At 42.1% G+C, this 23,575-nt stretch carries 25 protein-coding genes; 3 read left to right on the top strand and 22 right to left on the bottom strand.

The genetic code is table 11. The annotated features are described in order from the left end of the window. The first annotated feature begins 119 nt into the window (after positions 1-119). Positions 120-590 (top strand): hypothetical protein, encoded by a 471-nt coding sequence (locus tag CST_RS06945; RefSeq protein ID WP_015359144.1) that lies wholly within the window; start codon positions 120-122, stop codon positions 588-590. Between the two features lie 58 nt (positions 591-648). On the opposite strand, the gene CST_RS06950 is transcribed toward CST_RS06945, so the two are convergent. The 7 genes from CST_RS06950 to ruvC form a co-directional block, all read right to left on the bottom strand. Beyond that, positions 649-1,500: a tyrosine recombinase gene (locus CST_RS06950; RefSeq protein WP_015359145.1), complete on the bottom strand. Its 852-nt coding sequence runs from the start codon at positions 1,498-1,500 to the stop codon at positions 649-651. A 228-nt stretch (positions 1,501-1,728) separates the two neighbouring features. Continuing rightward, positions 1,729-2,280 (bottom strand): NUDIX hydrolase, encoded by a 552-nt coding sequence (locus CST_RS06955; RefSeq protein WP_015359146.1) that lies wholly within the window; start codon positions 2,278-2,280, stop codon positions 1,729-1,731. After that, complete coding sequence (rnhA, locus tag CST_RS06960; protein WP_015359147.1) at positions 2,277-2,732, bottom strand: ribonuclease HI; 456 nt, start codon at positions 2,730-2,732, stop codon at positions 2,277-2,279. The genes CST_RS06955 and rnhA overlap by 4 nt, the downstream gene beginning before the upstream one ends. Next, positions 2,729-3,541, bottom strand: a complete 813-nt coding sequence (gene proC / locus CST_RS06965) for a pyrroline-5-carboxylate reductase (RefSeq protein ID WP_015359148.1) — start codon at positions 3,539-3,541, stop codon at positions 2,729-2,731. The genes rnhA and proC overlap by 4 nt, the downstream gene beginning before the upstream one ends. Positions 3,542-3,563: 22 nt before the next feature. Next, positions 3,564-4,583, bottom strand: coding sequence for a Holliday junction branch migration DNA helicase RuvB (ruvB, locus tag CST_RS06970; RefSeq protein ID WP_015359149.1), 1,020 nt, complete (start codon positions 4,581-4,583; stop codon positions 3,564-3,566). Positions 4,584-4,607: 24 nt separating this feature from the next. Then, positions 4,608-5,207, bottom strand: a complete 600-nt coding sequence (ruvA, locus tag CST_RS06975; RefSeq protein ID WP_015359150.1) for a Holliday junction branch migration protein RuvA — start codon at positions 5,205-5,207, stop codon at positions 4,608-4,610. A 25-nt stretch (positions 5,208-5,232) separates the two neighbouring features. After that, positions 5,233-5,733 carry a crossover junction endodeoxyribonuclease RuvC gene (ruvC, locus tag CST_RS06980; RefSeq protein ID WP_015359151.1) on the bottom strand — a complete coding sequence of 167 codons (501 nt, stop codon included), beginning with the start codon at positions 5,731-5,733 and terminating at the stop codon, positions 5,233-5,235. Positions 5,734-5,915: 182 nt separating this feature from the next. Here ruvC and CST_RS06985 point away from each other — a divergent pair, with 182 nt between their 5' ends. Together CST_RS06985 and argH are read left to right on the top strand one after the other, a co-directional pair. Next, entirely contained in the window at positions 5,916-7,139 is a 1,224-nt protein-coding gene (locus CST_RS06985; RefSeq protein WP_015359152.1) for an argininosuccinate synthase, read from the top strand. Next, positions 7,136-8,512 (top strand): argininosuccinate lyase, encoded by a 1,377-nt coding sequence (argH, locus tag CST_RS06990; RefSeq protein ID WP_015359153.1) that lies wholly within the window; start codon positions 7,136-7,138, stop codon positions 8,510-8,512. The genes CST_RS06985 and argH overlap by 4 nt, the downstream gene beginning before the upstream one ends. A gap of 82 nt (positions 8,513-8,594) precedes the next feature. On the opposite strand, the gene CST_RS06995 is transcribed toward argH, so the two are convergent. The 15 genes from CST_RS06995 to mltG all read right to left on the bottom strand — a co-directional run bounded on the left by CST_RS06995 (position 8,595) and on the right by mltG (position 23,564). After that, on the bottom strand, positions 8,595-8,912 hold the full coding sequence (locus tag CST_RS06995) for a hypothetical protein (protein ID WP_015359154.1): 318 nt from the start codon (positions 8,910-8,912) through the stop codon (positions 8,595-8,597). Between the two features lie 341 nt (positions 8,913-9,253). Continuing rightward, positions 9,254-10,399 carry a polysaccharide deacetylase family protein gene (locus tag CST_RS07000; protein WP_015359155.1) on the bottom strand — a complete coding sequence of 382 codons (1,146 nt, stop codon included), beginning with the start codon at positions 10,397-10,399 and terminating at the stop codon, positions 9,254-9,256. 20 nt (positions 10,400-10,419) lie between these two features. Continuing rightward, positions 10,420-10,956, bottom strand: coding sequence for a cob(I)yrinic acid a,c-diamide adenosyltransferase (locus CST_RS07005; RefSeq protein WP_034838319.1), 537 nt, complete (start codon positions 10,954-10,956; stop codon positions 10,420-10,422). Between the two features lie 175 nt (positions 10,957-11,131). Next, the gene (locus CST_RS07010) at positions 11,132-11,593 is read right to left on the bottom strand and encodes a TIGR04086 family membrane protein (RefSeq protein WP_015359157.1); all 462 of its coding nucleotides are present in this window, start codon (positions 11,591-11,593) and stop codon (positions 11,132-11,134) included. Positions 11,594-12,186: 593 nt separating this feature from the next. Then, entirely contained in the window at positions 12,187-12,738 is a 552-nt protein-coding gene (locus CST_RS07015; RefSeq protein ID WP_015359160.1) for a CDP-alcohol phosphatidyltransferase family protein, read from the bottom strand. Next, a complete protein-coding gene (locus tag CST_RS07020) occupies positions 12,719-13,147 on the bottom strand; it encodes an acyl-CoA thioesterase (RefSeq protein WP_015359161.1) in 429 nt (142 codons plus the stop codon). The genes CST_RS07015 and CST_RS07020 overlap by 20 nt, the downstream gene beginning before the upstream one ends. Before the next feature lie 31 nt (positions 13,148-13,178). Beyond that, positions 13,179-14,141 (bottom strand): 6-phosphofructokinase, encoded by a 963-nt coding sequence (gene pfkA, locus CST_RS07025; RefSeq protein ID WP_458379757.1) that lies wholly within the window; start codon positions 14,139-14,141, stop codon positions 13,179-13,181. A gap of 113 nt (positions 14,142-14,254) precedes the next feature. Beyond that, positions 14,255-14,449: a hypothetical protein gene (locus CST_RS07030; protein ID WP_015359163.1), complete on the bottom strand. Its 195-nt coding sequence runs from the start codon at positions 14,447-14,449 to the stop codon at positions 14,255-14,257. A 137-nt stretch (positions 14,450-14,586) separates the two neighbouring features. Next, positions 14,587-18,246, bottom strand: coding sequence for a DNA polymerase III subunit alpha (locus CST_RS07035; RefSeq protein ID WP_015359164.1), 3,660 nt, complete (start codon positions 18,244-18,246; stop codon positions 14,587-14,589). Positions 18,247-18,442: 196 nt separating this feature from the next. Beyond that, a complete protein-coding gene (locus CST_RS07040) occupies positions 18,443-19,237 on the bottom strand; it encodes a polysaccharide deacetylase family protein (protein WP_015359165.1) in 795 nt (264 codons plus the stop codon). Between the two features lie 72 nt (positions 19,238-19,309). After that, the gene (locus CST_RS07045; protein WP_015359166.1) at positions 19,310-19,870 is read right to left on the bottom strand and encodes a 5-formyltetrahydrofolate cyclo-ligase; all 561 of its coding nucleotides are present in this window, start codon (positions 19,868-19,870) and stop codon (positions 19,310-19,312) included. Between the two features lie 129 nt (positions 19,871-19,999). Then, the gene (locus CST_RS07050) at positions 20,000-20,338 is read right to left on the bottom strand and encodes a zinc ribbon domain-containing protein (protein WP_015359167.1); all 339 of its coding nucleotides are present in this window, start codon (positions 20,336-20,338) and stop codon (positions 20,000-20,002) included. A gap of 135 nt (positions 20,339-20,473) precedes the next feature. After that, complete coding sequence (locus CST_RS07055; protein WP_015359168.1) at positions 20,474-21,694, bottom strand: peptidase U32 family protein; 1,221 nt, start codon at positions 21,692-21,694, stop codon at positions 20,474-20,476. Between the two features lie 59 nt (positions 21,695-21,753). Next, positions 21,754-22,410 (bottom strand): O-methyltransferase, encoded by a 657-nt coding sequence (locus CST_RS07060; protein ID WP_015359169.1) that lies wholly within the window; start codon positions 22,408-22,410, stop codon positions 21,754-21,756. 62 nt (positions 22,411-22,472) lie between these two features. Beyond that, complete coding sequence (gene mltG, locus CST_RS07065) at positions 22,473-23,564, bottom strand: endolytic transglycosylase MltG (RefSeq protein WP_015359170.1); 1,092 nt, start codon at positions 23,562-23,564, stop codon at positions 22,473-22,475. Positions 23,565-23,575: the final 11 nt, after the last annotated feature.

The raw sequence follows: 23,575 nt of genomic DNA on the forward strand, positions 1-23,575 counted from the left end.
ACTAATTTTATAACACCATTTTAAATAAAACAATATGAAATAACATAAATTGATATAATTAATCGGCATATAAAAAACAGAAGCTTCAGAAATAATAGATAAAGAAAGGAGATGATAAATTGATTCACAAAGCAATCTCTGTATTTTTGATGGCAGTATTTCTTTCATCCGGTGCTTTATCAGGCTTACCGGATTTGACCGGGCAACCCGAACCGGCTTCCGGCTACCAATCTGAAAATATTAAGAAAGAACAGGATCCGGTAACAGAACTCCGGGCCAAGAAGGAAAAAATAAAAAAACTTCTTGATGAAGGAAAAATCACAAGAGAGGAAGCAGAGAAAAAAATAAAATCAATTGATGAAAGAATAAAACAGATTGAGGAGTTTAACAAATTACCCCTGGAAAAGAAAAAGGAAATGCTGATTGAAAATTTCAAAAGTTTCACGGAAAAACTGGTTAAAAAAGGAATAATTACCCGGGAAAAAGCCGAAGAACTTCTGAAGGATTATGAAAACAAGGTAAAACAATGGGACGGAACGGGAAAACCGCCCGGCTTCAAAAAGCATCACAAATGCCCGGTGAAAAATTAAAAATATCTCTATCATCTCCTTGGGGATCCGTCAGCAGCGGATCCCTCACATATAATTATTATCCGTTTCCGCTGACGATCTGAAGGTAGACCTGTGTTGACGATATGTCAGAATGGCCGAGTATCATCTGAATATCTTTGAGATTGCGGCCTTTCTGCAGCAGATGGGCCGCAAATGAATGCCTCAGCGTATGGGGAGTGATGTCTTTGTTTATATTGGCCTTTGATGTATAATATTTTACTATTTTCCAAAATCCCTGCCTTGTGAGCCTTTTTCCGTTTGTGTTGACAAACAGTGCCTGTTCGCTTTTATCTTTCAGCATAAAGGGCCTTACATTTTCAATGTACTCCCTAACAACATCGATACATTTTTTTGATACCGGTATTACACGTTCTCTATTGCTATTCCTGCACCTTAACGTGCATTGCTGTAAATCCAGATCGGACAAATCCAGCGAAATAAGTTCCGAGACCCGTATTCCCGTGGCATACAGCAGCTCAAGCATTGCTCTGTCGCGTATACCCTTAAATCCCATCTTTTTTGGCTGATTCAACAGGATCTCCACTTCTTCAACCGAAAGTATTTGAGGAATTTTTTTCTCAACTTTCGGAGATTCAACACCTATTGTAGGATTTCCCTGTATGAAATCATGGGATATCAGAAACCTGTAAAACGCACGGATTGACGCAAGGCTTCTTGAAATCGTGGTTAACGCTCTTCCCTGACTGTTCTGATATTTCATGTAATTTGCAATTGTTGTCTTCGTGCTTTGCTGGATATTCTGAACATTCATTTCCTGTAAAAACATAATGTATTGCTCAATATCCCTTTGGTATGACATCAGTGTATTCGGTGAAAGCTTCTTTTCATCCCGCAGATACTGAATAAACGCTTTTACCAGATTCTCCATTTATTTATCACCCCTAAACTATCTTTACTTGCTTTTCCAGTACAAGCATAACCTGGCACCAAAAATTTAGTCAAGACCTAACGACCCATTAATTGTAAAAAAGTTTCAAACGGGCATAGGGGCTATTATTAAAGCAGTTTATTCAAGTTTCCGGCAAGTACACTCTGATGTGACCAACGAAGTTCTGATATATATATAATTTACCACTTAATTCATTTTTATGCAAACTTAACTTATTTTATACTCACCTTTTTTGATTCTGTCGGCAAGAAAAATACCGATTATTGTTTTGGCATCGGTAATTTCGCCCTTTTCAATCATTGAAATCAATTCGGGAATTTTATACTTTTTACAGGAAATGAATTCATCTTCATCGGGATTTGCTTTTTTCTCAACAAGATCGGTGGCAACAAACATGTGCAGCACTTCGTCGGAAAAACCGGGCGTTGAATGAATTGTCAGCACTTTTGTAAGTTTTCCTGCAACAAAGCCTGTTTCTTCTTGTAACTCCCTTTTTGCACATTCTTCAGGAGGTTCACCTGAATCAAGCTTGCCAGCAGGCAATTCAAGGGATATCATTTCACATGGCTTCCTGTACTGTTCAACCATAAGTATTTCCCAGTTTTCTGTTATCGGCAGTATAACAGCTGCACCGGGATGCCGTACAACATCCCTTGTGCTTTCTTTGCCGTTTGGAAGTATTACAGTGACTCTGTCAACATTTATTATATTCCCGGTATATTTTCTTTCTTCCTTGATTGTTTTTTCGTAATAGTTCATTTTTCATCACCCTTTTTCGCCTTGGTAATTTCACCCGTTGCAAGTTTGTCGCAGCGGTTGTTGTATTCGTTATCCGAATGCCCCTTCACTTTTATCCATTGCACTCTGTGCTTCTGAACCAAACTGTCCAGTTCCTGCCATAAATCGGCATTTTTAAGTTCTTCCTTTTTAGGTCCCCTTGACCAGCCGTTTTTTTTCCATTCTTCAACCCAGCCGTTCTGAAAGGCATTAATAACATAGGCACTGTCGCTGTAAAGTTTGACGACGCACGGCTCTTTCAGTGCTTTTAGACCTTCAATTACCGCCCTGAGTTCCATTCTGTTGTTCGTTGTTTGTTCCTCATAGCCTGATAATACTTTTTCTTTTCCCTTATAAATAAGAATCACGCCCCATCCCCCTTTACCGGGGTTGCCTGAACACGCTCCATCGGTATAAATTTCAACTTCCTTCATTCCATCATTCCCCGACCTATTTCAATCGCTCTTTTTGTACATTCCTTCATAGCAGCCATAATCGCATTTCTGAATCCCTTTTCTTCAAGTTTGAAAACGGCCTCTATCGTTGTACCGGCAGGTGAGCAGACCATGTCTTTCAGTTCCGCAGGATGTTTTTTAGTCTCAAGAACCATTTTGGCCGAACCCAACACTGCCTGAGCTGCAAGCCTGTAACTTAGGCTTCGCGGAATCCCCGACTGGACCGCCGCATCAGCCATGGCTTCAATCATCATGAAAACATATGCAGGACTGCTCGAAGTAAGCGCCGTAACCTCACTCATTAAAGATTCGTCCAGTTCTTCCACAATACCTATACAACTGAAAATTTCCTTAACCAGCTGTTTTTCTTCAGAGGTGACATTGTTTCCGAAAGAAATTACGGTAACGCCTTCACGAACAAGTGCCGGCGTATTTGGCATAGTTCTTACTATTTTTTTATCGCTGCCAAGTATTTTCGAATAATATGCTATCGGCAGCCCTACCGCCACCGACACAAATAAAGTGGACCGATTAAGAGTCTTGCTGCATTCTTTCAGCACACTTTCCATATTCTGCGGTTTTACTGCAGCGATAACTACATCGCTTTTTTCTGCCAGCGCTTGAATCGACGGCATCGCGGTAACGGGATATTCGCCGCTCAACCTTTCTGTTAACTGCTTATTTATATCAAAGGCATAAACTTCATATTTCGTATGGTTGCTGAGAAGTCCCTTAATTATTGCACCTCCCATGTTACCTGTACCTATTACCCCTACTTTTACACCCATGCTTCTTCCTCCTCATTGCAGGCTAATAAATCATACTAAGCTGATCCCCCTGTTCGGGTTCAATATTTAGATGCTTATAAGCCAGCCGTGTCGCTTTTCTGCCTCTTGGCGTTTTTTGTATGAAACCTATCTGCATAAGGTACGGCTCATAAACATCCTCAATCGTGTCCGCTTCCTCGCCGGTGGCTGCCGCAAGCGTTTCGAGGCCTACCGGCCCTCCTCCGAATTTTTCGATTATGCATAACAATAAATTTCTGTCGGTACGGTCCAGCCCCATCTCGTCCACTTCAAGCGCATTCAGGGCATACCTTGCAATTTCCAGATCAATTTTCCCGTTGGAATGCACCTGAGCAAAATCCCTGATTCTTCGCAAAAGCCTGTTAGCCACTCTTGGTGTTCCCCTTGATCTGGAGGCTATTTCCATTGCCGCATCATCGTCAATCTCTATGTTTAATATGCCTGCCGAACGTTTGACTATTTTCTTCAGCTCTTCGTGAGTATACAGTTCCAGCCGGCATATAATTCCAAACCTGTCTCTTAAAGGGGAGGTTAAAAGCCCGGCCCTTGTAGTTGCGCCTATAAGCGTGAACTTTGAAAGCTCCAGCCGTATTGAACGGGCACTCGGGCCTTTTCCTATAATAATATCCAGCGCATAATCCTCCATTGCAGGATAAAGTATTTCTTCAACCGTGCGATTTAACCGGTGTATTTCATCAATGAACAACACATCATAAGGACTCAGGTTGGTTAATATAGCCGCCAGATCCCCGGGTTTTTCAATTGCAGGCCCTGAGGTTACCTTGAAATTAACACCCAGTTCCCTTGCTATTATCGCAGACAGGGTCGTTTTCCCCAAACCCGGCGGTCCGTATAAAAGCACATGATCGAGGGCTTCGTTTCGCTGTTTTGCGGCTTCAATGAAAACCATAAGATTCTCTTTTACCTTATCCTGCCCGATATATTCATCAAATGATCTTGGCCGCAGGTTTAACTCTTCTGAATCATCCCTGCGGAATTCGCAGCCCACAAGTCTTTCGTCCAAAATAAACGCCTCCAAATCTATTTATTAGCCGGCCAGGCTTTTCAGTGCATCCCGGATAATTGTCTCCAGGTCCTTTTCGGCATTGTAAACCGCAGCAACTGCCGCATTTGCCTGCTGGTTCGTATAGCCGAGCATTATAAGCGCACTGACCGCATCATGGATTTTGTTTTCAGGCTTTTCGCCGGTATCCAGTGTAAGGCTTTTAACTTCCTTTCCCTGCTCTTTTTTGAATTTATCTTTCAGTTCAAGAATAATACGCAGGGCTGTTTTCTTGCCTATTCCCGGGACTTTGACAAATGTGTCCACATCATCGGTTAACACTGCAAGACTAAACTGGGACGGTGTTATATATGAAATTAGTGAAACGGCGGCCTTCGGCCCCACTCCGCTAACCTTAATAAGCTGTTCAAACATTTTCAATTCGTCATCGTTCAGAAAACCATACAAAGTCCAGCCATCCTCGCGGATATGGGCATAAGTATACAGCTTTACCTCCCCGCCTGTCTCAGGAAGTTTTTCAAGAGTCGTTAGCGGTACATTAACACTGAACCCCAAACCTGCTGTTTCAACTACTACCGAATCGCTGTACTTTGCCCGCAGAATGCCTTTGATATAAGCCAGCATTGGTATCCCCTTTCCCCTCCAAGTTTTATAAACCCGAATTCAGAACTCTGCTTATACTTCGGTACGTGTGAGCATGACATATCGCAACGGCAAGGGCATCCGCGGCATCATCAGGTTTTGGGATTTTCGGCAGGCCGAGCAATACTTTAATCATCTGCTGAACCTGAGCCTTATCAGCCCTTCCATAACCCGTAACTCCCTGTTTTACCTGCAGGGGAGTATATTCATAAACAGGTATTCCGGCACGGGCGGCGCACAGAAGCGCAACACCCCTTCCCTCTCCTACCTGCAGCGCCGTTTTTGCATTATTGTTGAAAAAAAGTTCTTCCACCGATACAAATTCGGGTTTGTATTCATTTATGACTCTTAAAAGCTTTTCCTCAAGCAAAAGAAGCCTTTGAGGATGAGGAATCTCCGCCGTTGTGGTTATTACTCCATAATCCAGTACTCCGAACCGGTTTCCATTATAACTTATTATTCCGTATCCTGTTATCGCAAAACCAGGATCAATCCCAAGAATAATCAATTTAATTTCTCCTTTGCACGTTATCTGTTAGGTAAATCACATTTGCCCGATATTTTCCAATATATTTATCGGAAAATCAAAACAAAAAAACTATTGCATATTTATGCAACTATTTGTATAATTATAAATAACATTTTATATTAAATCCGGTATTATTCTAACATAGAATGGAGAGATTTTGTATGGGTAAAAAGGAAAAAGTTGTACTTGCCTATTCCGGCGGTCTCGACACTTCCATAATTATACCCTGGCTGATAGAAAACTATAATTATGAGGTAATTGCAATGGCAGCCGACGTCGGTCAGGGCGAGGAATTGGATTTACTCCGCGAAAAGGCATTAAAAACAGGAGCATCAAAAATATACATAGAAGACTTAAAGGAAGAATTCGTTACCGAATATATTTTCCCCACCCTTAAAGCAGGTGCGGTATATGAAGGAAAATACCTTCTGGGTACTTCTTTTGCCAGACCTGTAATAGCAAAAAGACTGGTCGAAATAGCTAAAAAGGAGGGGGCTGTGGCCGTCGCCCACGGGTGCACGGGAAAAGGAAACGATCAGGTTCGTTTCGAACTGGCAGTCAAAGCCCTTGCACCTGAGCTGAAAATCATTGCTCCATGGCGAATCTGGGATATTCGTTCAAGAGAAGACGCAATAGAATATGCTCAGAAAAAAAATATCCCAATTCCCGTCACGAAAGAGACAAATTACAGCCATGACAGAAACCTGTGGCACCTGAGCCATGAAGGACTGGATCTTGAGAATCCCGCCAATGAACCCAATTACGATAAAATTCTGAAGCTTACAGTTCCTCCCGAAAAAGCGCCGGACAAGCCGACATATGTTGAAATTGGCTTTGAACAGGGCATACCTGTTTCATTAAACGGTGAAAAGCTCAATCCTGTTGATTTAATTATGCAACTGAACAAAATAGGCGGCGAAAACGGAATAGGGATAGTTGATCTGGTAGAAAACAGGCTTGTCGGAATGAAATCCCGCGGCGTATATGAAACTCCGGGCGGCGCGATTTTGTATGCAGCCCACCGCGAACTCGAACTGTTGTGCCTGGATAGGGATACACTGCATTATAAGGATTTGGTGGCTCAGCGTTTTGCCGAACTTGTTTATTACGGACAATGGTTCACTCCTCTCCGTGAGGCCATTTCAGCTTTCGTAGATGTTACGCAGAAAACGGTTACCGGCACGGTAAGGCTTAAATTGTATAAAGGAAATATCATACCTGCCGGCTGTACGTCGCCATATTCATTGTTTGATGAGGAATTATGCACCTTCGGAAGGGACGAAGTGTACAATCAGAAGGATGCCGAAGGCTTCATAAACCTGTTTGGTCTGCCTGTCAAGGTAAGAGCACTGATGGAAAGAAGAAATACGGAGGAAAGCAAATGAAATTATGGGGTGGTCGTTTTTCAAAAAATACCGCAAAAATAACCGATGATTTCAACTCATCCATAAGGTTTGACTGCCGCCTTTATAAACATGATATACTGGGCAGTATCGCCCACGCAAAAATGCTGGGCAAATGCGGAATTATTTCAGAGGAAGAGGCAAGCCTCATATGCCGGACCCTTGAAGAAATATTGCGGGATATAGAAAACGGGCTTGTTGAATTTGACACCGAAGCCGAAGACATTCACATGAACATTGAAAAAATATTAATATCCAGAATTGGTGATACCGGAAAAAAACTTCATACCGGACGGAGCCGCAACGACCAGGTTGCCCTTGACATGCGCATGTATTTGAAGGATGAAATTGACAGCATTAAAGCTATGATTGTGGATTTAATCGGCGTTCTGGTAAAAAAAGCCGAAGAAAATCTTGATACTATAATGCCCGGTTACACCCATATGCAGCGTGCCCAGCCCGTTACCCTTGCTCACCACTTTATGGCTTATGTTCAGATGTTCCGCAGGGATTATGACCGTTTATCCGACTGTTATAAAAGGGTCAATGTCATGCCCCTTGGCTCGGGCGCCCTTGCAGGAACAACCTATAACCTTGACAGATATTTCGTTGCATCCGAACTGGGATTTGATTCAATCACTGAAAACAGTATTGACGCTGTTTCAGACCGGGATTTCATAATTGAACTCAATGCCGATCTGTCAATACTGATGATGCATTTGAGCCGTTTTTGCGAAGAAATTGTACTCTGGTGCTCCCATGAATTTTCATTTATTGAGCTTGACGATGCTTACTGTACCGGAAGCAGTATAATGCCTCAGAAAAAAAACCCCGATGTTGCCGAACTTGTTCGCGGGAAAACAGGCAGGGTTTACGGAAATCTTCTGTCCATCCTGACAGTTATGAAAGGCCTTCCCCTTGCATACAACAAGGATATGCAGGAAGATAAGGAAGCAATATTTGATTCAATAGATACTGTGAAAGCCTGCCTGCCCATTTTTACTAAAATGATTGAAACAATGACCGTACGCAAGAATAAAATGTATGAGGCTGTTAAAAAAGGATTCATCAATGCAACCGACCTGGCAGATTATCTGGTGAAAAAAGGCGTACCGTTCAGGGACTCCCATAATATTGTTGGCAGACTTGTTGCTTACTCAATAGAAAAAGGAAAGAATCTTGATGATCTGACACTGGATGAATTCAGAAAGTTTTCGGAAAAAATAGCCGAAGATGTTTACACTGTAATCTCACCCGAGACATGTGTAAAACAACGTAAACTTCCGGGAGGGCCCTCATACGAAACGGTAGCTGCTTCAATACAAAAAACAAAAGAGATTTTTAATATAAAATAAACCACCGTTTCCGGTGGTTATTCAATATTATCAGCTTATTTTCATCAATAAATTATAAACTCCGGTCAAACTCCGGAGTTTTTTAATAAGGTTTTGCCTTCTTTTCAAGCGCCTTACCCATACTGTACCAGGAATCCCGAAGCTTTTTTCTCATATTTTCATCCAGCGTGCTTTCAATTACGTCATTGAACTGTCTGCGCATTCTATGGTACTCTTTAATGTCAAATTCCTCTTTCTCCAGCAGCGCCTCCATATCCTCAAGCCATGCCTGAAGGTACTCCATCCCCATGAATTCAGTATTGGCCTTTCTTTTTAAATGCGCAACTACAAGTTTTACCGCCTTTCTTTTTACGTCAGCATCAGTTAATTGTTTTTCTTTTTTCTCTGTCTTGGTGTTCATCACCAATACTCCTTTCTTTTTTCTTCAATATTAGATAAATAAAAATAAAACTGAAATCATCCCCAGGCAATTCACTTATATGAAATATAAAATCAGACCCTTCCCTGTTGCAGCCATACCTTAAGAAATAAAACTCAGGTATTCTTTCTCTCTTCTATAATATTCAGTTCCCGCAGACTTAATCAAAAAAGGTTTTTTTAAGAGGCGTAAAAATATAAAAAATAACAAGTGGCTAACCCATATAAATAATATATATCGGCTAACCATATTATACCTTAGTATTCGCAAAAAAGCAAACTATTCTTTACTTATCCTGTAAATTGAGTGTATGATTTGCAATATTATTTTTTATACGTAATTAATTTCTTTCCGTTCAGTTTTTCCATATTTATTTTATTTTCCATACCTTCAGGAACAACTACCGTACCGGGATCACCGTCGCTGACATACATTCTGTCATTAGTCATTTTGGGGAGCCAGAACGTTAAGTCATAATCTTCCTGAACTTTGCCCTGCGCCCGGATACGAGCCACATAGTTCGGATTATAGTCCACGTGAATGGACGGCTTGGCCGGTTGCGCACCTACAGCCATAATTGTTTCGTTGTAATACTCCACTCCGTCATAAGCGCCCGATACCAGCGCATCGCGCATATTCTCCTCAGGCCTGCTTCCGAAAGGAAGAGCAAGGGAATAAAAACTCGCGCTGCTTATTATTTCCCTCAGGCTCTTTTCATTTTTCCCGATTGTTTCATATATTTGCTGCCTGTCTTTCGCGTTAGTGAAGTTAAAATGATCCCATGTATGGTTTCCAAGCTCAAAACCATAACTTAAAAGAATCTCAAGTCTTTCCTTAAGGGTTCCCGCACCTTCAAAGGTTTTGTCTCCGTTACTCATGTTCAGATAAAATATGCCTTTCAGCCCGAAATCCGGATGTTTTTCATTGAACTTGATCATTATCCCCACTGCAGATTTCGGATTTACAACAAGTTTTCCGTTTTCCTCGATCAGGCTGAACTGCCCGGGCGTTCCGTCATCAAAGGTAAATACCATAGGTTTCGTTCCGGCAGGTACATCTATGTTATGATCTATGAAATCGCGCATGCTTATAAGCCTGTAACCCTCATTGTAAAGTGTTTCAAGCAGTTCTTCAAAAGCAGCGAACGAAGTTGTGTATTTATCATCTGTAACGGTGGACAAATCCTCCACGAAATTATGAAACATCACAATGGGAATTTCCCCCGCCTCATTTGGCTGAATAACAGAATAGTCGGCAGGCTCACCGGGTTCATCCTGCTTTTCCTGCGGTTCCGTCGGCTCGGTTCCTTCAGCCTCTCCGGTCGGTTCAGTGGTCGGCGCTGTTTCAGCTTCCGCAGGCGTCGGTACAGGTGTTATTACTCCCGACTTTACTCCATTCCTGCCACAGCCCGTATTGAACAAAATTGCCAAAACCAGTAAAAAAAACGCAATAAACTTAAAGTTCCTCATCTTCTGTACACTCCCACAATTTAGTATTCTATGCCGTATCTTGCCTTAATACCTCTTTCATACGGATGCTTCACCGAATTCATTACTGTAATGTAATCAGCAGCATCATAAAATGACTTCGGAGCATCCCTGCCGGTACAAACAATTTCAACACCGGCTGGTCTTTCAGTAATGTCCTTCAGAACAACCTTAGGATCTATCAAATTATTCTGAATACAGTCGAGTATTTCGTCGAGTATTACAACATCAAACTCCCCCGACTGAATGTGGATCCGCAATTTTTCCCATGCATTGAAAATATCCTCTTTTGTTTCGGCAAGTTCCTCCCCGGTCATATCCCAGAGGAATTTCTTATGCCGCTGGGCCGGTCTGAAAAACAAAACTCTGCCGGAAAAACTCTCAAGTATATTTTTCTCCCCTGTACAGGAATTTTTCAGAAACTGGGCAAACAAGACCCTTAAATCCCAACCAACAGCCCTTATTGCCAGCCCCGTTGCAGCAGTGGTTTTACCCTTTCCGTTTCCAATATACAGGTGTATCATACCTTTTCTTTCCATACCGGTTTCCTCATAAAAAATACCTAATTGCGAGGTAATAAAGACAAACGGCATGGTAATATTATAAATCATATTTCCACCAACATCAAGAACATGGAATAGCTGGTTTTTATTGAATTGTTATTTTTATAATCCTGCCAGAGGAAAGATTATTTCTACGCTGATAAAAATTTATTCATTTCCGGTATTTTTTCAAAATATCATCCCGCTTCCTTAACACGTTCGGTCTGCTTACAGGCCTTGCCTTTCTGTTTATTCCCATGATACCGCCAACCGCACCGGCAAGAATTCCTGAAATGATCATTATCACCGAACGCTTGTTCAGCATAAAATCGTTATAAACGACGCTGCTCGCAAGATACAGTATGAGCATGTACACCAAACCTGTCAATGCGCCTTTAACTGCACCGTTTTTCTCATTATGAATTCCCGCCTTAAAACCTGCAACAAACAATGCGGAAAGAGTTGCAATCAATACTGCCGCAGTTACGTATTTCTCAGGGAAATCGGTAAACGTAAGAACAGCGGCAAGTATGAACATGGCCGGTATCGTTATTGCATATGCCGTCAGCAAAGCATGCAAGAATCCAAATCCTGATCGTACCGTAACGCTTTTTAAACCTGATTTTTCAGGCATAATGTCCCTCCAAAAATTCCCTTCGCTTCAATTTATGCATCGTAAACATTTTTTAGAACAAGACCGGTAACAAGTTAATTGCCAGTTATTTGAAAAGTAAAATGTAACATCATTACGTCAACTTGAATAAACTGGTACTGTAATATGAAAGGAGGGGGTTAAAAGCATGGGAGGCAGACGGGGATTCTTCAGCGAAAACAGCGAAGTATTGTTTTTTATCATTCTGTTCCTGCTCCTGTTCTGGGACAACGGATGCTATGATTATGACTAAATTTTTTAAAGAAGTTATCAATTCTACTTCTATGAGGGATAAATACGGATAGCCAGTCTGCGGCAGGCTTTCTGTTTAAATTCATTTCTGAAAACCGCAGGATTATCATAAGTATGAAGCAAAGGAGGGAAAACGGATGTCAGACGGAATTTTCGGAGGCTGGAACAACAGTGAAGTATTGTTCTTCATCCTTATTTTCCTGTGCCTGTTCTATAACAGAGGTTATTACGGCAGCTGTGACAAATGCTAAAGACTGCTTTACCGCTGAAATAAAAAAAGCGGCCACTACCCTAAAAAAGCGGTTCTGCCAGAACCGCTTTTTTTATCCGTTTTCATTAATTTTCTTCAGGAATTTTATAAGGTAGTTTACACCTGCAGTAAAAGAAACAACAACGCCTATCCAAAGCAAATAAACCGATACCAGCATATTCAGAAAGGACAGCACTATTCCTGAAAAGAGAATGGCTGAAGCAGTCTTGCCAACCCAGTTGGAATACACGACAACATCTTTCTGCAGGAAAAACAGCGAACCTATGATCATTGCAAGTTCCTTTGCACATAGAATGTAGAAAAAATATCTGGGTAGCCTGCCGCCCCTTGCAAGAAGCAGCAGTGCCGTAAGTTGCAGAAGTTTGTCCGCAAGCGGATCAGCCAGTTTTCCAAAATTTGATATAACATTGAATTTGCGGGCAATATAACCGTCCAGTATATCGGTTAAGCCGGCGAGAAGAAATACTATCAGCCCAGGAACCCACTTTCCCAAAATCATCAGATATGCCATTACAGGTATGACCAAAAGTCTGAGTATTGTCAAAATATTAGGCAAGTACTTCCATTTGTTACTGCTGTTTATATCAAACACATCCTTCCTCATTGAAAATGGCACTTATCAAATTATACAACTCAGGTCTGTACTTCTTCATGTTAACCGGCTTTAAATCCTTATTAACCCATACGTGTTCAGTCTCTCCGGTAACAATAGGCTTTAAAAAGCCTTTTCTGTACACTTCGTATGAGAACACTATTCTTGTCGGTGTTAAATATGAAATCCCGGTTTTTATAACAATTTCATCCTCGAAATATGACGGATGGTAATAATTGCATCTAAGGCTTCTGAGGGGAAGCTTTACCCCCTCTTTTTCCATCTGGCTGTATGACAAGCCCGCTTTTTTTATAAAATCCGTCCTTCCGCATTCAAACCAAATAGGGTAAACCGAATGATGAACAATTCCCATCTGGTCTGTTTCCTGATATCGAACTATCAGCTTTGTTTTAGAAATCATATACCTTCCTCTTCCATCATTTCAAACGTACCTACAGAGCCAGAATTTTGTTAAGCTCCACCATTTCCTCATCTATTGTTTTCTTCATCTGAAGTGCTTCATTGATGTCAAAATCGGTAATAACCCCTTTTTGCAGTGCAATAACCCGGTTGATCTTTCCCTCTTTCAGCAGTTTAACCGCATATGCGCCCATACGGCTTGCCATAACACGGTCATAAACAGTTGGACTGCCTCCGCGCTGAATATGCCCCAATATCGTTGCTCTTGTTTTAATATCGGTCTTCTCTTCAATGTATTTTGCAATTTCTACAGCACCGCCGACTCCTTCAGCAATTATTACCAAATAATGTTTTTTACCCCTGTTTCTGCCTTCAATAATAGGCTTAATTATATCTCTGTCAATGTCAAACTCTTTCTCCGGCAGGATAACCGCTTCCGCACCTCCGGATATGGCCACGTTCAGTGCGATATATCCTGCATGCCTTCCCATAACCTCAAGCACACTGCAGCGTTCATGGGAATAAGCCGTATCCCTGATCTTGTCGATGGCATCCTGAACGGTATTCAACGCAGTGTCAAAACCAATTGTATATTCCGTTGAAGCAATGTCGTTATCAATGGTCCCTGGTATGCATATGACCGGGAATCCTTGATTTGCCAAATCCCTGGCTCCGCGGTAAGAACCGTCGCCGCCGATAACTATCAGCGCATCCAGTCCAAAAACCTTTGCAATTGAAATTGCCTTTTTTACACCCGCTTCACTGTTGAATTCTGCAGATCTGGCGGTCTGAAGTATTGTTCCGCCGCGGTGAATTATATCTCCCACCGACCGTAGGGTCATTTCCTCCATATCACCGTTTAAAAGACCTGCATAACCCTTTCGGATTCCCATTACCTTCAAGCCATAATAAATACCAGTTCTCACAACTGCACGGACTGCCGCATTCATACCGGGGGCATCCCCGCCGCTGGTCAAGACACCAATTGTTTTTATTTCACTCATTCTCTCACCCTTGCTTTTTAGTATAAAATTTTTGATAGAACTGTAATTAAAACCCGTGTATTTTAACACGGGTTTGTTACAAGTGCATATTTATAGCAACAACTTTAAAACCCTTTCTCAATGATTATACTGTGAGCCTCTTCAACTTCACCTTCAGGAACCGAAATTTCAAAACAATTGTCGTTCTTTTCCTTCTGGCTTACGGGATTCACCTTCACCAGTATACCCTCGTTTTCCAGCACTTGTTTTAATTTTTCCGCTATTTCCTTGTTTTGAGCCATATATACAACTGTCCACATTATTAATTCCCCCCTGAAAATTCAGGTTAAACAGGGTTCCAAGGGCCAACCGCAGATCATCAGTCTGTTTCCTTAGTATTTTCAGTCATCTGATCTTAAATATATATTATTTTCCTTTAAAACGCAAGTGAGAAACCCTACGGTTGCAGTATACGTTTTTCATGTTTGACGTTTTGCTCGCCTACGAAATTTTTAAGCTCGTTCAATAACGTATCACAAATCCAAACATGATATTTTTTGTTTATCATACCCCTGTAATACAGGTAAACCGGACTTGTCCCTTCAAAATACTTAAGAAGGGAGCAAATTGCGCTGATAATTTTTCTGTCTGTATCGTCGGGTATACGCACTTTAACCAGTTCTGTATAGGTCTGATATTTTTCAATATCTGAGCCTTTTGTCAAACCGTTTCGGTTTTCATTTTCATGATCTTCATACACGTTTTCGTCGGCAACTAAAGTCTTGGTATTGTCAAATTTATCATTCCCACCGGCCTGAACATCCGATGCCCCGTCTTTGTTTTTTCCGGGGGCATTTGGAAAACTGCTGCCTTTTACCAGCAGTTTTATCGTTTCCACAATTATTTTTGGCTGTTCGTCTTCACGTATGCTCAGTTTCCCTTCTATCCAAACAGGCAATTCGGGTTTTATAAGTTCGCCGTATTTTTCAAGAATACTTGGGAAAACAATAACTTCCATCTGTCCGGTAAGGTCCTCGACCGTAACAAAAGCCATCAGCTGATTGCTTTTTGTCGTAATTGTCTTAACATCGGCAATGATTCCGGCTATACGGGCAAAAGAACCGTCGGCGAATTTACTGTTGATGTGCTCCGCATTATTCTCCTCAATTATTAAATCAGAAGAATACAGCGTAACGCCCTTTCTGATTTCCTCCTCGAACTCACTTAAAGGATGCCCTGAAACATACAGGCCCAGCACTTCTTTTTCCATCGCGAGAAGAAGCCTGAAATCATATTCTTCCATGTCCGGATACGGTATTTCATGTACTTTCGATATTTCCGCGCCCGACGCAATATCAAACAGTGACATCTGCCCGTCTATCTTTTCTTTTCGTTCATTTGATATATCCTCGATGATCTTTTCATAAGAATTCATAAGCCTGGAGCGATACACGCCGAAGGAATCAAAAGCTCCACTTTTAATAAGGCTTTCAATGCACCTTTTGTTCAAATCCCTGCTGTCAACCCTTTCACAGAGATCTATAAAACTCTTGTAAGGGCCGTTTTTGCTCCTCTCGGCGATTATCTGCTTAACCACACTGCTGCCGACGTTTTTAACCGCAGTCAGGCCGAAACGGATTTTCCCGTTATGCACCGTAAACCTTTCTCCGCTTTCGTTTATGTCCGGAGGCAGTACCTGAATGCCCATTCTTTTGCATTCCAGTACATACTGGGATATTTTATTAGGCGAGCCTAAAAAGCTGTTCAGAAGCGCAGCCATGAATTCAACCGGGTAATAATGCTTAAGATAAGCGGTTTGGAAAGCAATAATGGCATATCCCGCCGCATGGGACTTGTTAAATGCATAACTTGCAAAGTCCATCATTTCATCAAAAATTTCGTTGGCGGTTTTTTCATCCACACCGTTGCGTATTGCTCCCGGTATAAGGACGTTTCCGTCGGCGTCGGTCTCACCGTAAACAAACCTCTGCCGCTCTTCTTCCATTATCTCCTTTTTCTTTTTTGCCATTGCCCGGCGCACCAGATCGGCCCGTCCGAGAGAATAACCCGCAAGACTACGGACTATCTGCATTACCTGTTCCTGGTACACCATGCATCCGTAAGTAACGTTCAGTATCGGTTCGAGAAGCGGATGGGCATATTTAATATTTTCAGGATTTCTCTTGTTTCGAATATATTTAGGTATCTGATCCATCGGGCCGGGCCTGTAAAGAGAAATACCCGCTATGATGTCTTCTATGCATGACGGCTTAAGTTCGGTCATAAACTGAGTCATGCCCGGACTTTCAAGCTGGAATACTCCGGCCGTTTCACCGCGGCTGATCATCTGATAGACCTCGGCATCATTTAAATCAATTTTGTCGATGTCTATTTTCACCCCATGATTTTCTTCAACCATTTTAACGGTATCCCGGATTACTGTTAGAGTCCTTAAACCCAGAAAATCCATTTTTAAAAGGCCGAGTTCCTCCAGGGTTGTCATGGGGAACTGGGTACATACGTTTCCCTCGCTTTGGTACAAAGGCACATATTCCGTTATAGGCTCGCTGGAAATCACAACACCAGCAGCATGAGTTGACGCATGCCGCGGCATGCCTTCCAGGATCATTGCGGTGCTTATAAGTTCATGCACGCGCGGCTCGTTTTCGTAAGCATTTTTAAGCTCACTGTTGATTTCCAGAGCCTTTTCTATTGTCATCCCCAGTTGCATCGGAATCATTTTCGCCACTCTGTCAACTTCAGCATACGGAATGGCAAGGGCACGTCCCACATCCCTTATTGCAGCACGCGCCGCCAGTGTACCAAAGGTTATAATCTGAGCCACCCGGTCCTTTCCATACTTGTTGACGACATAATCGATCACTTCACCACGGCGTTCAAAACAAAAATCCACATCAATATCGGGCATACTGATACGCTCAGGGTTCAAAAAACGTTCAAAGATGAGATCATAACGTATCGGATCCACATTTGTAATGTCCAGGCAGTAAGCGACCATGCTTCCTGCAGCCGAACCTCTTCCCGGGCCTACCATTATGTGGTTTTCCTTTGCAAAGCGTATGAAATCCCATACTATCAGGAAATAATCCACATATCCCATGTTTTTAATTACCGACAGTTCATAGTTAAGTCGCTCAAGGAGTTTATCTTTATCCTGATGATTCCGGTATTTCCTTTCAAAACCCTTTATGCATTGTTTTTTTAGAAATTCATAGGCATCCTCATTGCCCGGAACGTCAAATTTCGGCAAATGCAGTTTGCCGAATTCAAGCTCCACATTGCACATTTCTGCAATTTTAACAGTGTTTTCGATTGCCTCCGGGCAGTAACTGAACTGCTTCTGCATTATTTCGGGCGGTTTCAGGTACAGTTCGTCGGTCCTGAACTGCATATGCTCTTCATCTTCAATGGTCGTCGCAGTCTGCACGCACATCAGAATTTCATGGGCTCTTGCATCCTCTTTCCGCAGATAATGGACGTCATTTGTCGCCACAAGCGGAATTCCTGTTTCTCTTGACAGCCTTATAAGCCCTTCGTTTACAAGCTTCTGCTCTTCTATACCGTTATGCTGGAGCTCAAGGTAGAAATTTCCCCTCCCGAATATTTCCTCGAACTGGAGGGCAAGCTTCCTTGCTTTTTCGTAATTATTGTTCAGAATTGCAGCGGGTATATCCCCTGCGAGGCATGCACTTAAACCAATCAGCCCCTCGTGATACCTGTTCAGCAGTTCCATGTCTATTCTCGGCTTATAGTAAAAGCCCTCGGTAAATGCCGCTGAAACCAGTTTCATCAGATTTTTATAGCCTTTGTTGTCCTTAGCCAGCAGTACAAGATGCCCCTGCTCTGAATCAATCCCAGCTTCCCTGTCAAATCTTGTTCGGGCGGCGGTATACACCTCGCACCCCAAAATAGGCTTTATGCCTTCTTTCCTGCAGGCCTTGAAAAAGTCAATAACGCCGTACATTGCGCCGTGATCGGTTATCGCGACACTGTCCATTCCCAGTTCCCTGACTCTTTTAACAAGAGGCTCAATCCGGTTTGCACCGTCGAGAAGGCTGTATTCGGTATGTACATGCAAATGAACAAAAGAACCCATATCATTCCCCATTTTTACAGGATTTGTTTTAAATATACCCTTTTTCTTCCTAATTCAAAAAATTTTATATAAAAATATTACAGTAACCGAAACAATCACGCAAGTAATTGCTCCGGCTTCGTGTGCCCTGTGAAGCAAAGTCTGAATGGTATTCTGATTTCTGCTGCAAAAACTGCCTGAAAAGCAGAGCTCGGGATTAAAAATCCACGCGTGTGCCTCCCTTGACTTCCACTATTTCACCGTCAACATTCAACCATACCGAATGCGCAAGAGGATTGATAACAAACTTCATTGAAGCCGAAAACTGCAGCATTTCATAACTCTTCAGATAATCCACTATTTCAATGTTTGTTGCATACCATATGTCATCCCTGTTACCCACCATTTTACAGAAATTCTCAATTAAGTCCCAGTTATTGTCATTGTCAAATTCATAACTGTGTCCCCATACGTACATCAAATACAGATACTGGGTTTTATAAAGATTAATAAATTTTTCGCCCAGCTCAAGAAGACGGTGATTGTGATGGCATGTGGCCTTCCAGCGGAAAAAATCCTCAGGCAGCCCAAAATCCCCTGTTTCCTCAACAGTGCGGGCATATTCGTAACCAAGGCCGGGTAAAAGCTCTCTGATTTGTTTGTTATGTGAGCCGTTTGGATAAGAAAGACCCCGAACGGGATAACCCACAATGTTTTCAAGATTTACGCGATCATTGAACAGTTCCTGCACTATCTGTTCTTTTGGGCACCTGGCTATTGTCGGATGAGTACATGTATGCGCGGCAACTTCATGTCCCTTGTACAACTCCCTGATTTCGTCTGCCGGTATACGCTCGGGCTGATCCAGTAATGCAGAATTAAGATGAAAAGTGCCTTTAATTCCGTATTTGTTAAAAATACTGATAAGTTTTCTGTCCTGAACCCTTCCGTCGTCATAGCTCATTGTAAGCGCCTTGTGTTTACCTCCCGGAAAACATAAGTAAACTTTCATCTGTTTATACCCCCTGTATTCCTGAGTAAATTTTTCTGTAATAACGCAAATAAAATCTGAGCCCGGTCAGGCTCAGAATACAATAACCCGTTTATCGGTAATGACTGCCATTATTTTCATGTCATGATCTTCCGCAGGAAGTTCATCTACTATCTGAAAATCAAAAGCAAGCCCCAAGGTCCTGCAATCTGAGGGTATCCTGGCTAAAAACCTGTCGTAGTATCCGCCGCCGTATCCGACACGAAAACCGTGCATATCGAAAAGAAGCCCTGGAACGATCACCAAATCTATTTTATTTTCGCTTAAAGGCAGTAAATCCGGCTTTGGCTCCATTATATTAAAAAAACCCGTCCGGAGATCATCCAAGCCGTCAATGGGTACTGCCTCCATTTTAACATGGGGTATAACCCTCGGAACACAGACCGTCTTACCGTCATTAAGGGCTTTTTCGATTATTTCTGCAGTCTTCACTTCGTTTCCGGTGGATACGTAAACAAAAACCGTATTACTGTTTACAAACCACGGATGCTCAAATAACCTTTTATGAATTAATTCACTTAACCTTTTTACTTCTTCGGGTGCAATCGAATTACGAAGTTCCTTTGCTTTTTTTCTCAGCTCTTTCTTAGTCATTTACCCTACCCAAAATCAGATAGTTTTTATAAATTAAAAGAAGGTACTTTAGGAATAACCCTAAAGACCCGCTTATGTAAAGCAAGATAATTAATCTAACAATTTAATACTGAAGAATATATTAAAACATTATTGTTTTGTTCCGCACTTAGGGCAGTATACGGTGTCCGCTTCAACTTCCGCACCGCATGAAGGGCATTTTTTAACGTTTCTCAGTTCACGGATCTTCTGCTGCAATTCTTCTATTTTATTTTCAATTTCCGCTATAGCGGCACATTTGTCAGAAAAGCCGACGTCATTTCCTGCCTTATACTGTTCGTACACAGCTTTTCCGATTTCGGCATAAAGCTTTTCCACCTTGTCCTTCTCCTGGGAAATGCTCAGATTGAGTTTGGAAATCTCCACCAACTCGCCGGTTTTCTGCGCAATGTTTTTTGTAGCTTTCTTCAAATCATCTATTAATGCCATGACCGAAACACCTCCGTAATGTATTCCTTAATATCAGCATATAACTAAATTTTTTTAAAATCAAGATTTCAGCATCCTACACGGCTTCTTTTTACAATTCTATGATTTTTCGGACAGGTTCATTCCTCCGTTTTTTTATCCAATCTTTTTTCTGAGTATTGAATTGGGCATAACGGGCTCAGGTACCTTTGCAAAATATTTCATTTGCGGATGCGGCGTACTGTTAATTGCATTACCTTCCATGTCCCACATATCATTAATTCTGAAGCGTATGTCTTTACCGTCAGGCTGCATTATTTCAATTTCGTCTCCGGCGAAAATCCTGTTGCGTTGCTCAATCAGCACAGTCTTTTCCCTTTCATTGTATTCCAGCACAATCCCGGCGAATTCGTGCGTCTGAATATAACTGCTGGTTCCGTAATTCTGGCTTTCATGTCCGGGCTTGTTAAAGAAAAAACCCGTTGTAAAGCTGCGGTGACTTACTTTTGATACCTCCTCAAGCCATTCCTGCCGGAACGCATAATTTCCAGGATCGCTTAAATATGCATCCAGAGCCATCCTATAAGCGCGCACCACCGTTGAAACATAAAATGAGCTTTTCATCCGTCCTTCGATCTTAAAACTCGTAATACCTGCTTTAACAAGCTCGGGAATATGCTCAATCATGCACAAATCTTTCGAGTTCAGGATAAACGTTCCCCGTTCGTCCTCGACAACAGGAAAATATTCCCCCGGCCGTTTTTCCTCCATCAGGTAATATTTCCACCGGCATGACTGGGCGCAGTCACCACGGTTAGCATCCCTTCCGCACATAAAACTGCTCAGGAGGCACCTTCCTGAATAGGAAATGCACATAGAACCGTGGACAAACGCTTCCAGTTCTATGTCGGGAACTTTCTGGTGTATAAGCGCAAGTTCGGCCAGTGACAGTTCCCTTGCGGCAATAATCCTTGACGCTCCAAGTTCTTTATATTTCATAGCGCTTCTGTAGTTTGTGACATTTGCCTGTGTGCTTATATGGACAGGTATGGCCGGGTTTACCTCTTTTACCACCGACAAAACTCCCAAATCAGACACTATAACCGCGTCGGCACCGATATCGGAAATGCGGGCTACATATTCTTCCATACCGTCAAAATCCTCATTATGAGGCAAAATGTTCATTGTCACATAAACTTTCCTGTTTCTTTCATGTGCAAAACGTATACCTTCTTTCATTTCATCAAAGGTAAAATTGCCTGCACCGGCCCTCAGCCCGTATCGCGGGCCTGCAAGGTATACCGCATCAGCTCCGTATATAACCGCCATTCTCAGTTTTTCCAAGTTACCTGCCGGAGCAAGAAGTTCTATATTCATACAACTCTCTCCTTTAAAATAAACGCCAAAACCTGTAACCTAAACCTCGTACGAATATCTTAACTTTTTCGCTTTTTCACACACACCGCAATTCCGTCGCCGGCGGGTACTATGCTCGTAATCAGTTCTTCGTTGCGGCACAACAGGTTAATGTACTCTTTCAGCTTTACCGTTATTGTCCGGTGTTTGTGTTCTATGAAACCTTTTTTTGCCACCATGCCCCTGTAAAGCACATTATCGGTTACGAAAACTCCGCCGGGTTTAAGAAGTCTCAGGCAATGTGGCAAAAAATCGATGTACTGTCCTTTTGCCGCATCAAGGAAAATGAAATCATACGGGGTGCCGAGGCACTGCAATACCTCCTCTGCGTCACCGTTCAAAATCCGTATTTTGTCCTCCAGCCCCGCCCTTTTAATATAACCACATGCTTTTTCAATCATATCCTCGTTTATTTCGACCGTATCAACTATCCCGTTTTCAGCCATCGAGCGCGCAAGTATAATTGTGGAATAACCAATTGCCGTCCCGATTTCCAGAATCCTTTCGGGTTTCGAAATATAACACAGAATTTTAAGAAGCTGCGCCGATTCGGGTTGGATTATGGGAATGTAATTCTTATGCGCAAGTTCTTCCATTTCTTTCAACAGCGGATCGGCCTGTTCAAAAATTTCAGCCAGAAAGCTGTTTATATGCGGATAAGTAATCTCATTTTCCAATAATATACACTCCCAAACTTACTACCTTTATTTAACAGTCAAAATCCATTGACAGACATGTTTCAGTTCAACATGCCATGAGCGGCAAGATCCCTGTTATGCCCTTCAAGGGTTTTATTGTATATAACCGTACCGTCGGGTGTTGCAAAAAAGAAGAAATAATCGGTGTCTTCAGGATACAACGCCGCCTCTATTGCTTCCACCCGAGGCGAACAGATGGGTCCCGGAGGGAGACCTTTATATTTGTACGTGTTATATGGGCTGTCAATTTCCTTGTCTTTGTTCGTTAAAATCTGTATTCTGCCAAGCCCGGCCATGATTCTTGCATACTGGAGAGTTACGTCCACCTGCAGATACGGATACATTTCACTGTTCAACCTGTTATGAAGTACACTGGATATTTTCTTATAATCTGAGTGATATTTGGCTTCCATTTCAATTATCGATGCAAGGGTCACAACCTGGTCAACCGTCATGCCCAATTCTTCCGCGCGTTCATAATATTCAGGCTTAAAAATAGTGTCAAATTCCCGGAGGAGCCGGTCAATAATTTCCTCCTCTTTCCAGTCCTCTTCAATCTTATAAGTATCCGGATACAGGTATCCTTCCAGCGGATACGTCCGATCAGGCACATTCTCGAGAAATTTGTAATTCCCCATTTTTGTTTTGCACAGAGTTTCAAACCTCTCCCTGTCCACATACCCTCTTTCCGACAGGTAATCAATAAGTTCGGCTACAGTAAACCCTTCAGGAATTCTTAAGTTTACAGTGGGTTCCGGTTCGGGATCGCTTGTTAATATAATCATCAAACCTTCATAGTTAAGTTTCTTGCTGACAATATGCTTACCTGCCTTGTACTTTCCGTCATAACCGTTCAATTTTGAAAGGAACCGGAACAGCCACGGATACTCCACAAGCCCCTCTTTATGCAGTAATTCCGCAATATCGGCCGTTCCATAACCTTCAGGAATTACTATTTCAATCTGTTCTTCTTTAGGTATCTGTATCTTCCCCGTGGTAGCATACTCAATTCCGTACTTTGTCAGATAACTGTATGATATATAAGCCGATGAGAAAAACAGTGTCATGCATATTACAACAAATATCAAAAACCTGAGAAACCTTCTCTTTTTTTTCTCAACCTGTTTCACCACAGGTTTCACCT

Source organism: Thermoclostridium stercorarium subsp. stercorarium DSM 8532 (assembly GCF_000331995.1).
Classification (GTDB): Bacteria; Bacillota; Clostridia; order DSM-8532; family DSM-8532; genus Thermoclostridium; species Thermoclostridium stercorarium.

Bases quoted from the DNA above. Each gene is read 5' to 3' on its own strand.
- CST_RS06950 (WP_015359145.1), bottom strand. From the start codon at position 1,500: ATGGAGAATCTGGTAAAAGCGTTTATTCAGTATCTGCGGGATGAAAAG.
- CST_RS07045 (WP_015359166.1), bottom strand. From the start codon at position 19,870: ATGACTAAGAAAGAGCTGAGAAAAAAAGCAAAGGAACTTCGTAATTCG.
- rnhA (WP_015359147.1), bottom strand. From the start codon at position 2,732: ATGAAGGAAGTTGAAATTTATACCGATGGAGCGTGTTCAGGCAACCCC.
- CST_RS07020 (WP_015359161.1), bottom strand. From the start codon at position 13,147: ATGATTTCTAAAACAAAGCTGATAGTTCGATATCAGGAAACAGACCAG.
- CST_RS07040 (WP_015359165.1), bottom strand. From the start codon at position 19,237: ATGAAAGTTTACTTATGTTTTCCGGGAGGTAAACACAAGGCGCTTACA.
- CST_RS07000 (WP_015359155.1), bottom strand. From the start codon at position 10,399: ATGAGGAACTTTAAGTTTATTGCGTTTTTTTTACTGGTTTTGGCAATT.
- CST_RS07030 (WP_015359163.1), bottom strand. From the start codon at position 14,449: ATGTGGACAGTTGTATATATGGCTCAAAACAAGGAAATAGCGGAAAAA.
- CST_RS07010 (WP_015359157.1), bottom strand. From the start codon at position 11,593: ATGCCTGAAAAATCAGGTTTAAAAAGCGTTACGGTACGATCAGGATTT.
- ruvA (WP_015359150.1), bottom strand. From the start codon at position 5,207: ATGCTGGCTTATATCAAAGGCATTCTGCGGGCAAAGTACAGCGATTCG.
- proC (WP_015359148.1), bottom strand. From the start codon at position 3,541: ATGGGTGTAAAAGTAGGGGTAATAGGTACAGGTAACATGGGAGGTGCA.
- CST_RS07005 (WP_034838319.1), bottom strand. From the start codon at position 10,956: ATGGAAAGAAAAGGTATGATACACCTGTATATTGGAAACGGAAAGGGT.
- CST_RS07055 (WP_015359168.1), bottom strand. From the start codon at position 21,694: ATGAATATAGAACTTCTTGCTCCGGCAGGTAACTTGGAAAAACTGAGA.
- CST_RS06955 (WP_015359146.1), bottom strand. From the start codon at position 2,280: ATGAACTATTACGAAAAAACAATCAAGGAAGAAAGAAAATATACCGGG.
- CST_RS07035 (WP_015359164.1), bottom strand. From the start codon at position 18,246: ATGGGTTCTTTTGTTCATTTGCATGTACATACCGAATACAGCCTTCTC.
- argH (WP_015359153.1), top strand. From the start codon at position 7,136: ATGAAATTATGGGGTGGTCGTTTTTCAAAAAATACCGCAAAAATAACC.
- CST_RS07050 (WP_015359167.1), bottom strand. From the start codon at position 20,338: ATGGCATTAATAGATGATTTGAAGAAAGCTACAAAAAACATTGCGCAG.
- CST_RS07015 (WP_015359160.1), bottom strand. From the start codon at position 12,738: ATGAGGAAGGATGTGTTTGATATAAACAGCAGTAACAAATGGAAGTAC.
- CST_RS06985 (WP_015359152.1), top strand. From the start codon at position 5,916: ATGGGTAAAAAGGAAAAAGTTGTACTTGCCTATTCCGGCGGTCTCGAC.
- CST_RS06995 (WP_015359154.1), bottom strand. From the start codon at position 8,912: ATGAACACCAAGACAGAGAAAAAAGAAAAACAATTAACTGATGCTGAC.